A 12,773-nucleotide genomic window follows, 5' to 3' on the forward strand; every position below is an offset into this window, starting at 1 on the left:
AAGTAAGTCAGTTTGATTTTCAATCTATATAAGTAGTTGTACAACTACTTAAAAGTCATTTGATCTGTTCAAAACTGATAATGCTAAAGTAGAAGGAAGTGAAATGGAAAGCCTTTCGTTTTCATAAAACGAAGAAATTCATAAAAAACAAAAGGAAAAGAAAAATGAATTTACTTACCATAACCTTCTGATTATCTTGATATAAACAAATCAAATCCATAGAAAATAATTAGTTTACTTTGATGTCTTGATTTATAGGTAATTTTCTAAACCAAGCACCTGCACCTGGCGTGCTGATATAGAAATAATAGTCTTCTTCTCTTTGAACAATACGACTACTTGTTAATCCGATGTAGTGTAAATTGTCTGTAATATCGGTCCATATCACACTGTCATCATCTTGAATAATTCCCATAAAAACACCCCAGCCATTCTGATGTTTATGATTATAATAATTGGCTATTATCATGTTCTCTGTTGCTGCAATACCACCTTTGCTTTGGAATACATAATCTTCTTTTATGTGGGGATACCACTCATCGTTTTTATCCCCTCTTAACTCCATTGCTTCAGGCTTTGTCAATATATTTTTCCAAGTTTTCCCATCATCAGTAGACAAGGCAACAACATAATCGCATCCTCCTTTACAAGGTTCTCCTTCATACACCAAATAGGTTTTCCCACCTCTATTCCAAGCAACAATTTCGGCTTCCCAAGAACCTCCTTTATAGATTCGATCCCAACACCACTTGCCATTATCAAATACTCCTTTGAAGACACCTGTTAGACCACTTGTTCCGGTAAAATACACTACGTTTTCATCATTAGGATCGACTTGAATACACTTTGAAGTCAAGGCTTTATCAGCCACACCATTAGAAATTTTTTCTGCTTTATAATTTAGATCTTTGACAGCTTCCGTTAGATTATTGATTCTATATAAACCATTATTAGTACTAAATGCATATAATCTTTCTAGGTGATTTGGATCGACATTAATTTCTCTAAATACACCATCGGGTAACCCTAAAACATGATTTTGTCCTCCTCCTAAAAATATCCATTTATCTTTTGGAGAACAATGTTCTAGTATTTTGTAATACAATTTTCCGTCTACTGCACGACCGCCATATCCACCAGTGGCTTGAATAACTACGGCATCTTTACCATCAATCTTAGCAAGGACACATGATTGTACATCTGATAAGTTCAAAGTCGTATCTTGGCGATGCTGAAGGTTCGACCAACTTTTACCACCGTCCCAACTTTCCATCATTCCATTATCACCTTGTGCCTGAAGTACATAATTCTTATGCACTAAAATATCGTAGGTATAAGTCGATTCTGTTCCTTTAGAACTATAGGTAGGATATTTCTCTCCGTAAAAATCGACAATATGTTCCAAATGAGGATTTGAGTATTTGTTTCTCCACAAATATTTTCCATCGTTCGACGAGATCCCTTCAAAGAAGTTCTCATTAGTAGTACTCCATATTGCTCTTTGCCATTTGATCGGTGTATAATGGGCAAAACGAGGGTTTGGATCGGCCATATCCCAACCGAAATCGTACCCTTTTGTTCCTTCCCAAATACATTCATAAGCATAGGAAACTAAAGAGTCGTTTTCCCAAATGAAAGTCCCTTCAAACAGACCGTTTCTACTCCCCTCTACCGGTAATATAAGTTTATGCTCATTTTTCGTTGATCTAGGATCGATTTCAGGGTACCACCAATTAATAAATGGAAGTTCCACACCTGTTCCTTTATCAATTTTTATCCATTGATTTTGATTCCATGTTTTTACAAAAGGATAGCTCTTTTTTCCTTCGTAAGCATAAGTAGCATACATTACTGCTCCATCAGGCGACAAACCCACTCCTCTACACAATTTAGCCTCAACAGGGCCATCTATTTTGGTAAATGTTTGTGCATTGTCTTCAGAGATATAAATGCCATCGGATGCCCCAATTACACAAGTCTCTTTTTGAGTTGGGTGAAATGATATAGTCCAAATGTTTTTATCAGGTACTTGATTGGGATTCACTTTTCTTCTCTCCCAACTTTCCCCTCCATCATTACTGATGAAAATTTCAATATATCCATCAATCGTATCTCCAAAAAAGTGAGCAAAATCGTAATCGTCTCTCCAACCCACTCCTGCAATAATCTGCTTTGGATTATTAGGATTGACTTTAATCTCTCCAAAGGACTTTCCTAAAGACTTTTCAATAAATTGATAATGTTCACCTCCATCATTACTCGTTTGTAGACCATTTAAAGTACCCACATAAATGTGTTCAGAATTTTCGGGGTTTACTGCCACGCTGTACACCCTATTGTTCACCAACTTTCCAGTCATATGCCAATTCTCCCCATTGTTGGTTGACTTGTAGACTCCCTCCATATCTGAAGGGATATATAACGTTCCTACATTATTAGGATCGCAAACCACATCTTGCACTTGCCCACCTGCTCCTGGATTGATCGATACCCATTGTGCAAAGACTGGAGAGGTGATAAAGAATAATAAAATTTGTAAGTAGTGACTAGTTTTCATCTCATTTCGATTTTTTGATAATGGAATGTAGTTAGTTTACTTTTTAAAAGTCTTTGGTTTTATAAAATCTATGATAGTATAGACGAAATTGAAAGAAGAAAGTGTTTCTTATGAAAATGTATCTGATAACTTATCTAACAAGATTATTACTTATCTTTACACAAACAATCAAAAAGCATGAGAAAATATCCGATAGGCATATCAAATTTTGAGGAAATAATTAACGATGGATTTTACTATATAGATAAATCTTTATTTATAGAAGATATTGTAAATACAAGTGCAAAATCTATTTTATTACCTCGTCCAAGACGTTTTGGCAAGACATTAAATATGTCTATGCTTCATGCCTTTTTTGATATTATTAAAGCTGATGAACATAAAGTACTTTTTGAGCACCTTAAAATTAAAGATACCGAAGCTTGGCAATTCCAAGGCAAACATCCCGTCATTTATTTATCTCTGAAAGATGTAAAAGAGCTTACTTTTGAAGGAGCTATTGCAAAGATTACAGATTTAATTAAAGATTTTATTAGTAAGTATAATACTGCCAATAATGAATCTATCCTTGATCAAGATGATATCTACTATATTAATGATTTTAAAAATAATCGATTTTCTTTAAACCAATTATCATTATTTCTAAGTAGATTTTCTAGAATTTTATATAAACTACACCAAAAAAAAGTCGTCATACTTATCGATGAATACGACTCATGTATTATTAAATCTTGGGAAGCTGGATATTATGAGGAAATGATCTCTTTTATGAGGGGATTTTTATCTGCAGGTTTTAAAGACAATGATTATTTATTTAAAGGTGTCATAACAGGAATACTAAGAGTGGCAAAAGAAAGTATATTCTCGGGCTTAAATAATTTAAAAATCTATTCTGTATTAAGTAAACCTTTCTCTAGTCATTTCGGATTACTTGAAGAGGAAGTCGAGCAATTGCTTATTGATGGTGGTAATAAAGAGGGTATAGCTACTGTAAAAAGTTGGTATAACGGTTATAATTTTGGAAACAGTAGAGTGTATAACCCTTGGTCTGTGATCAATTTTGCCGACGAAATGGAGGAATACCCACAACCTTATTGGGTCAATACTTCAGCAAACGAATTAATTGGGGAATTACTCAATAATGCTAATGCTGATCTAGAAAAAAAACTGACCGGCTTTATTGATGATCAAGTAATGGAATCTGAAATTGATGAAACTACCATCTTTCAAGACCTTGAAATGGGTAGAGAAAAAACCGTTTTAGGTCTCTTATTATTTAATGGTTACTTGACGACTGACTACACTAAAAGAATTGATGGAATCGCAATTCATGGATTAAAAATCCCCAATAAAGAGGTCAAAACCGTTTACAAACAGATGCTAGAGCGGTTATTATCAAAATCTGATGTAGTGAGTGAGAGTACTATTTTAACTGCTCTTTTAGAACAAAATGCAATAGATTTTGAAAAAGCCTTATCTGAGTATATGCTCACATCATTTAGTTTTCATGATGTTCAGCACAGCGGATCTCTTCCTGAAAAAGTTTATCATGCTTTTATCTTAGGATTAATGGCCCATCTTTCTACCCGATTTATTGTAAAATCTAACCCTGAAACGGGTCTTGGGAGAGCTGATTTAATGATCTATCCAAAAGATACTCATGACCCTAGAGGCTGGATCTTAGAATTTAAAAAATTACGACCAAGTTCACCTCCTCTTCAAGAATTAGCCAAAGAGGCAATGCAACAAATACATGATTCTAAATATATCACTGCCCTAAAAGAAAATAACAAAACTGAACTTATGTTTGTTGGGGTCGCTTTTGATGGAAAAGAAGTAAGTTGTGTGACGGAGTTTGTTTCTGAGTAATCAGTTTGATGATGTCGCTCGAAATACACTAGATGAGTGGATTTATTACTTCAAAAACAACGAAATTAAAGATAATTTTAAAAGTAGATAAGATGTCTAAATCGGAACAAGTAAGTTACAAAAACCATATTGTGAACCTTATGGACGAAGCTAGTAGGGAACGTACTTTAGAAGTGGAGGCGATTATTAAGGAGAGGGAAATTGGTGAAAAGAAAAAGGCAATTGAAATCGCTAAATCTATGCTGAATGATGGATTAGACATTGAGAAAGTAGCTTTGTATTCTGGTTTGAGTATTGATGAAGTGAAAGAGGTTTCTCGGAAAGGTGTGTGACGAAGTTTAGAATGGTAATTATAGTTTTAAGTTCAGAAACTTAATCAATAAATAGTTCTTAATGACGCTAGCACTTAACATTACTAAAAATGAGGGATAATGCTTCTTCATAATAATATAGAATCAAAAAAATGGAACTGTTGGAAATTGATACCGAAAATAAAGTTGTCAACTAATAACAAGGGTTTGCATGTGAAATTAACTTTATATGGTGAATTTTCTGGAAACTCACTAAAAACTCTTCTTTATATTTTCCTAAATTAGGATCTGAACCATTGTATGTTAAACGGAATTTACCCTTACCATCTTCAATAAATTCCCCTTTATTTAAATTTTTTACTTTACCTTCTTTAGTAATTAAAAAAAGATTTTCATTACTAATGTAAGATTGTAAATATGCTTGTTCGGAACAACCAAAATCCTTTTTATAACATTTTTTTTCAATATAACCATGAAAGAAAGAAGCAAACATGGAATTATTTACATAATCCTCAGTTTTGCCTTTATATTCTGCAATCATTAATACTGCAACATTATTTGTCAACTGACTTTTAATCAATCTTTCATCGGATACTAAAAGAGTATCATTTTGAATTTTATAATATAAACAACTTAAAGGGAAATAAACTAAAGCTTCATTAATATCTGAAAGCGTTTCCTTTATTTTTTTTTGTTCTATAGTTACATATATGTCTATTTTAGCAACATAAAAAGTTTGATTTATCTGTGCATGTACTTTTAATGATAATAAAAATAAGATCAGAATTATTATTTTATTTTTCATATGATTTATCAACTTCTGAATTAATTTGACCTTGTGGACTATTAGGTATAGTTATTTCTTTTTTTGGAGAAAATCCATTATTAAGATATTCACGAGAAAATCCTCGTTCTTCATAATAATTCTCATTTTCAGTGAATTTATATCCCCAATCATGATCTACAACACCATTTTTTCGGTTATCATCTTTAGGATTACTTCTAAGACCTAATATTCTTCTCAAGTGTAATTCTATTTCATGATAAAATGTTTTCATAACTTTATTACATTCATTTTCGGCAAATTTTGAACCTTGAATATTTATTAGATACATTTCTAAATTAGGATTATTTCTTTTCTCATTTACAACTTCTTCTGGAGTTAAACCCAAACGATCAAAATTATCACTTGCATCTAGATAATACATAGCTGTTTTAAAATTGCTATTTTGAAAATCAAGAAATCGCTCTGGATTGGGGTCATCTATAATATCCCCATATTTCCTTTTAATCTTAATTAAAGTTTCAGCTGACTTAACTAAATCAATAGTTTTTCCATATTCATTACCAGTTGTATTTGGGTTAATAGCAAAATATATTTTGATATCATTTTTTTTCTCTGGTTTAGAAATCGAATTCATTATATTTTTTAAATATTCACTATTTGATATTGTTTGTGCCACATCTCCTTCATATTGACTAAATGACAATGTATAAATTAATTCCTCTAACCCATCTAAATCGACTGCCCAAATTGGCTTATTCCCCGCAAACTGATAAGGCGTATACCAAGGATAACTTTTCGTCAAAGGATCCACACTCAAAAACTTCCCAATCACCGGATTATACACCCTAAAACCATAATCCTGTATCAGCTGAGATTTGCTTAAATCTGTATCGTTTTCTTTACCATTAAACCCATACCTATACCCCTCCTCACTCCAAGACCTTTCATTCATGGTCAACCCAAAGGGAAAATAATCAGAATAAGAAAGTACGTGACCAAGATCGTTTAGTGTTACCAAAACATTACCAAGATGATTGCTAAATTCATAACGGCGGTGATTTGTGCCTGTATGGTTTAGATCATGAGTGGTTTTTGGTTCGAACTGCCCTAGGCGGTTGCTGCCGTAGATTGGTATTTCTGTAAATACATCGTCTTTCGAGATACCCATGGTGGTTCCACTTGCATCACGAATATACACATTTTTAGATTGATTATTTCCTCCAGTTACTATTTTTGATATTCTATTGCCATTGGCATCGTAACGATAGGTTACCACTTTATTAGGATTTGTATTTCCATCAAATTGTGCCCTGTTTTCATATTGATAAACTTTGGATACTTTACCTTGTAAGTTCCACTCTATTTTGGTTAACTCTGATGCATCAGAAATTAAATTTCCGATTAAGTCATATTGGTAATTATTCTCATTTTGAGATACAAAGGCTTCATAACCTTCATCAGGCACAACTGAAACTGAATTTTTCACATGATCTAAACGATTCGTACCGGGTTGATAATGATACGTCAGATGATGAAGATCCTCATTTTGAGAAGTATGACGATGAAGCGTTTGAAGATTACCGTTAGCATCATAAGAATAAGTTCCTAAAGCTTTAGTTTGGTTGGCCAACGTAGCCGATTTGATACGATTTAACTGATCGTATTTGTAGTTGATCGTTTGTGCTTCGTAGGAGATCGTCGCACCCTCTTTTATTTTAGGTAACTTGGTAATCATTTGGGCGATATTACCATTGTAAAGGCTATTCACTGTGTTAATATTAGTGTGCATATCCGCTTTCAAATTCCCACTTATAGGTTGGTAATCGTCCGAATAATATCCTAGTGCATAACTAAAAATATCCGTTGGTGAGTCTACCTGTTGTTCTTCTTCTCCAATATTGGCTCCTTTAATCCAACCTTCCAAGGTGTAATAATAATCCACTTCTTGGATGTCTTCAGCCACAATTACCTTAGCTAGTGGTCCATGAGGATAATACACATAATTGGCTTCATTGCGCCAATCAATATCATTAGTGGAAGTAGCAACTTCAATTAATCGATTGTCGCTATCATAGAAATACTGATGAATAAATTGAGAAGGTGTACCTTTGCCAAAATACACTTTATTGACATTTCCACTGAGTAAATCGTAACGGTAACTGACTTTTCTAAAGGCAATATTTTCATCGTCATCAGGGTTGTGTTGATAAAGTACTTTTACGTTTCCGTGAGGGTCGTAATCATAAAGGGTGATTGCTTCCTCTTCGTCATTTTTCGATTCACTTTTTACCCAAGCAACTCTGTTTTTTAAGTAATAACCTTCATATTCTTGGTCTTGAATGATGGCTTCGTAAAGCTCTGAATTTTGCACTGATAAATCATCAATATCATCATAATACGTATAGATACGTTCGCTTAGATTTTCTGTTGGAAAGTCTAATTTATTTATTTCTAAATAAGAAGGCTCATTATTTGATGCCCACAAACCTGCTTCTACCACTCTTCCTTGACCATCGTATTTTGAATAAGAATACGTTTGATCGGCTTTTTGTTGAGCATTTTGTGAAAATCGCAATCGCCCTATTCTATCGTACCAGAAATGGGTTTTGCCTGCATCGGGAGTGATTTGCCAAACCAATTGGTTGAGGGAGTTATAGGCGTAATGCGTGACTAATTTGTGAGGCATGCCATCAAAGTTTGGTGCAACATAATACACCACCCCTTCTGGTGGTACGGTTTGTGCTAAATTGCCAGCTAAATCATAGTAATACAGAGTATAGTGGTGTTCTCGTTCTTTGTAGCTAGCTTCTAATTTTTCTGAAAGATTACTGCTACATGCTATATAGGCATCTTCGATATAACCTGCTAATATTTCAGCTACACTTTCGTTTGTTTTACGAAGGATTAAATCATCATAATATTTGTCAACATTGGCTCTACAACGTTCTTTTTGTTTCGCCAAATCTAAGGCATTATTTATCAAATCTTGAATATCGGGATTGCCCAAGATATAATCAGGTGAATTAACATATTCATAGTAGATAAATGGGAATGTACATTCATAGGCCTCGTCAAATAATTGAGCAATTTCATTAGTTCCTTCCCAATTTATTAAAACGATTTGACTACCTTCTTTACCGTTCGCTCGTTTGTTGCCTAGTTGTTGATTATTTAGGGGCCAATATCCCACTATAGAATGATCGTTGGACGATATAGCATCGTAATTTTTTACCCTAAAAGTATAGGAAGTAAAAAGTAATTCATCATTTTTTGTCCAATCGTCGGGGTTTAAGGAAATTGATAAAGGTTTTGTACCTATGGATATATCCGATAATAAACCTTTATATGGCATGGACTCAAAACTAGATAATTGAGGACCTCCCCCCAAATATAAATTATCAAAATGTGAGCTAATTTCTTCTGTAGAACATTCAAAAATTCCAGCTCCATTTTGGAATACTTTTAACTTATCGCCTACTCTATTGATAGAAATATAGGAGTGTGTACCGCTTGTACTGCAGTCCAGTAAATTATTGTCGGCATAGGCATTTAAAGGTACTCTATATCCTCTCACTTCAGAGAAGCGAATTAAGAGCAATTGTATAGTATTTCCTTCTCCGTCTAGCTCATTTAATAATTGAATTTCAAAACCATCGGTAGGATAAGTATCCAAGTTACTCATCAACAATTGATTCTTCACTCCTGATTCTTGTTTAGGGGCAAACCTAAATTCAAAACGAAAATCGTCTAACACCAATTCTTGATCGGGTGAACCTCCTGACAATTTAAAATAAGGTTGATCTATCTCTCCTGTAAAATGCAAAGGATACACTATATAATCTCTCTTTTTTACTGATGAAATAGTAACCTGTTTTACTTTATCAAATACAGATGATTCCGTTTCGATTTCTCCCGAGGCATTCTTAGGGAAAAGGCAGGTTAAGATTTCTGCATCTTCAAAACTTTGAGCTTCAAAGAAACTTGACAGTGCCGCATATAATAAACTTGCATCTACACCATTTAACTTAAATTGATCTAAGTAAGGGTCTTCAATGGAATAGTGTTCTTCAAAATAATGAAACAATGCAGTAGCTACAGCTATTCTATCTTGGTCAGAAAAAATATATTGTTCAATATCCGATTCTGCATAACCTTTACATAGGCTTATACCTTGCTCTAGTTGATTTACTAATTTGAGGATACGACCATCATTAGGTGATTGAGGAACGCCTAGTGGATCGACCAATGTTTCCTCTAGACCATCTTCAGATTCATCTGTATACTCACCTTTCCAATCTCCCTCAGATTTGTTTTTATCTTCATTTTCAAAGTGTCCGACTACTTCAATAAAAGCTTCTTTAAACAGCTCTTCATCAAAATTATCCGTGATTTTTGTTTCCGCATAGGCTTTGCTATGTTCATATAGAGATACCCTTTTTAAGAAGGAATATTCTCCTACTAATATTGCGAAGATATCTTTTACTAAAATATTATCAACTAAAGCTTTTTCTCCAGTTTCTGAATCAATAGTGACGTAGATTTTTTCATTAAAATAATGTTCGATACTACCCTCATCACCATCTACAGGCTTACGATTAATGGTAATTCCTAAGGCATTAGATTCTGTATATTCTAGACATTCACAAAATAACGGGTCATTTTTATAAAAGGCATCTATGTAACCCAAGTCATTTAAACCTGAAACGTCTGGGGTTTGTACATCTTCATTTGAAAAAAATGTATTTAATTGACTGATGATATACGTTTGTTGAGTATCATGGATAAAGCTTGCTTTGATACGATCCAGATTTCTCCAATTGAAAAGCTCTTTTTTATATTTATTTTCTTCTGTTTCTAAATTCACAGAAGAAAAAACGGCTTCAACAACACCTATGGCTGTTGCTTCAGTATCATCCGCTAAATCTGAATAGTTGGGTAATTCATTTCCAGTTATCTCATCAATTTCTACTATTTGAATAGTATTATTCGCATCACAAGCCTCTTTTTCAAGAATTCTCTGCTCTGAATAGAGCTGTTCAAACTTTGCTTTTTCATTATCAAATAATGTGTTTTCAGCTAGTTCATCATCTAAAATCGCTTGATAACTACTATAAATAGTTTCTGCAATAAATGCCCTATCCACCTTTAATGTTTTGGTAATTGTGTAAGTATCTATTTCCAACTTTGAATCGGTTTTTATTTCATCTTCATAACGACTACCACAGGTACTTGCTGAGATACTTTTTTGCCAATAATCTTTTCCCACACCATCAACATCAATCACTTTGATGGTATTACCATAAGAATCTTTGACGGATATTGTTAGTTCGTATAATCCTGGTATGTCTCCCCCCCCATTAACAGGATTGTTAAAGCAATTAAGTCCTGTACTATAATCAAATGTAATCGCTTGATCTGAGGTAGTTATATCAATTTTATTTTTACTTACAATATAACCCTCTTTATCTATACCTCCTGTCAATAATAATATAGTAGTTTCGGCCTCTACAGCATTTTTGTCTGTATCCAATGGTAATCCTTCCATATTAGTAGGAACATCTCCACCTAAAGCTGTAGCTATAACACGATCATATGAGTCATAGTAAGAAATGGTTACTTGACCATTAGGATCTACTACGGTTTCTTTTCTGTAGTTATCAATTGGACCTATTTGATTGCCAAACAAACGTTTAAGTTCTTCTTGGTATACTTGACCATATAACTTTTTCGTGTTGTTTCTTTCCTTGCCCACACCAGTTGATCGGCTCACTCTATTATATTGATCTTGGGTATACTCTGTTGTAGAATAGATATAACCATTGGCATCTGGAATTCTTTGGATAATCTCATTATCCAATCCTCCTTTTTGTCCATCGCTTATGGATGCTGAGTAGTAATTTGTCCCTTCACCAATGAGTTGACCAATTTTGTTAGATCCAGTTCTATCTAATGTTTTTTCTAATTTTGTTAATTGATATATAGATTTATTACCAGCACCTTCAAAAGTATTAAAATTCTCGTGATAAGCTAGTTTATGATCACTAGAAGGAACAGGTAATACTTGAACAGATGGTCTTCCTTGTAAATCATAAAACTGCTCGCTTACTAAAGTTGCATAATTACTAACATTTGTTGTATAATTTACTACTGATTGTCTCTGTTTTAAAGCATTATCCATATAATTTATTACAGTTTTATTTTTACCTTCTTCAGCGTAAGTAGAAACTTTTTGCCAATTTATAGAAGAAATAAAACCCGTTAGTTCACAAGAAGTATATTCCCAATTGCCATATATTGGTTGATTTATATTTGATGAGTGAAAAGAAACTGGTCGCACTCGTAATAAAAGAATACCTCTTGGATATTGATTACCTAATTGATAAATATTATTTTTAATACGTACTCTTGCAGGATCTTTTGTTAGAAGAGCATCTGAGAATTTCTGTTGATCTTCTTTATTTTTAATTTTTTGATATAAGTTTTCAGTTGAAGGATCAACATTTTCTCCTTTTTCTACATATATCCATTCTAAATCATAAAATAATGCCTTATTAATGTCATTCCAATGAATATCAATTTTCTCTGGTAGTTGTTCTCTATTTAAATTTTTTGGCGTTGAAACAGCTAACCAATTTTCAATATCAGAAGCAAAATCAGAAAGTACAACATCATTACCATCAGTAGATAATGTTTGTTCTAAACCAAGATATTCATACCAATGTAATTTTAAATCAATAAAATCTAAATTATCTTCCATATTAGAAGAAGTTATTGATGTAATTTTTAGTTGGTAATCTTGGTGTAGATCTCTGTTTAATTTATACTGTTTGAACAAAAACGAACTTAAAAATGTTGTATTATCACCACCTAAAGAAAGATTTATACCAGCTTCTACTACATTACCATTATTATCCAATAATGAAAATTCAAGGTTCATTTCTGGTAAATTTTCATAATTCACCAATTTTTTTTTCTTTGCTTCATCAAAATTTAATGACACACCAAAAATAAAATATTTACCATTTTCAGTACAACAATCTTTCCATATTGGAAATTCATCTCCTTCACTTATTTGAACCCAATTTTCTAACAAAGTTTGGTTTACAATTGAAGCAGAATGTTGAGTGAAATAATGATTTTTTGTCAAATATTCTAGTTCATAATCAAATATTGGCAATTGAGTTTGCCCCAATGTTACAAAGCTTAAACTGTTCAACAGTAAAAACAAAAGTTTGATTTTTTTTATCAC

At 33.0% G+C, this 12,773-nt stretch carries 5 protein-coding genes; 2 read left to right on the forward strand and 3 right to left on the reverse strand.

Annotation, left to right across the window (positions count from 1 at the left end; translation table 11 throughout):
* Window positions 1–229: 229 nt before the first annotated feature.
* A complete protein-coding gene (locus MY04_RS26410) occupies window positions 230–2,557 on the reverse strand; it encodes a WD40/YVTN/BNR-like repeat-containing protein (RefSeq protein WP_066216012.1) in 2,328 nt (775 codons plus the stop codon).
* Between the two features lie 177 nt (window positions 2,558–2,734).
* On the opposite strand from MY04_RS26410, the gene MY04_RS26415 reads away from it, so the two are divergent.
* Window positions 2,735–4,426, forward strand: coding sequence for an AAA family ATPase (locus tag MY04_RS26415; protein ID WP_066216015.1), 1,692 nt, complete (start codon window positions 2,735–2,737; stop codon window positions 4,424–4,426).
* Window positions 4,427–4,518: 92 nt separating this feature from the next.
* The gene (locus MY04_RS26420; RefSeq protein ID WP_158297933.1) at window positions 4,519–4,758 is read left to right on the forward strand and encodes a hypothetical protein; all 240 of its coding nucleotides are present in this window, start codon (window positions 4,519–4,521) and stop codon (window positions 4,756–4,758) included.
* A gap of 172 nt (window positions 4,759–4,930) precedes the next feature.
* Here the strand turns inward: MY04_RS26420 and MY04_RS26425 are convergent, their stop codons facing one another.
* Window positions 4,931–5,542 (reverse strand): hypothetical protein, encoded by a 612-nt coding sequence (locus MY04_RS26425; RefSeq protein WP_066216018.1) that lies wholly within the window; start codon window positions 5,540–5,542, stop codon window positions 4,931–4,933.
* Window positions 5,532–12,773, reverse strand: a complete 7,242-nt coding sequence (locus MY04_RS26430; RefSeq protein WP_158297934.1) for an RHS repeat domain-containing protein — start codon at window positions 12,771–12,773, stop codon at window positions 5,532–5,534. The genes MY04_RS26425 and MY04_RS26430 overlap by 11 nt, the downstream gene beginning before the upstream one ends.

This window comes from Flammeovirga sp. MY04 (assembly GCF_001682195.2).
In the GTDB taxonomy this organism is placed as follows: domain Bacteria; phylum Bacteroidota; class Bacteroidia; order Cytophagales; family Flammeovirgaceae; genus Flammeovirga; species Flammeovirga yaeyamensis.

What these genes read in the sequence shown, in the direction of transcription:
- MY04_RS26410 (WP_066216012.1), bottom strand. Translation starts at nt 2,557, where the DNA reads ATGAAAACTAGTCACTACTTACAAATTTTATTATTCTTTATCACCTCT.
- MY04_RS26415 (WP_066216015.1), top strand. Translation starts at nt 2,735, where the DNA reads ATGAGAAAATATCCGATAGGCATATCAAATTTTGAGGAAATAATTAAC.
- MY04_RS26420 (WP_158297933.1), top strand. Translation starts at nt 4,519, where the DNA reads ATGTCTAAATCGGAACAAGTAAGTTACAAAAACCATATTGTGAACCTT.
- MY04_RS26425 (WP_066216018.1), bottom strand. Translation starts at nt 5,542, where the DNA reads ATGAAAAATAAAATAATAATTCTGATCTTATTTTTATTATCATTAAAA.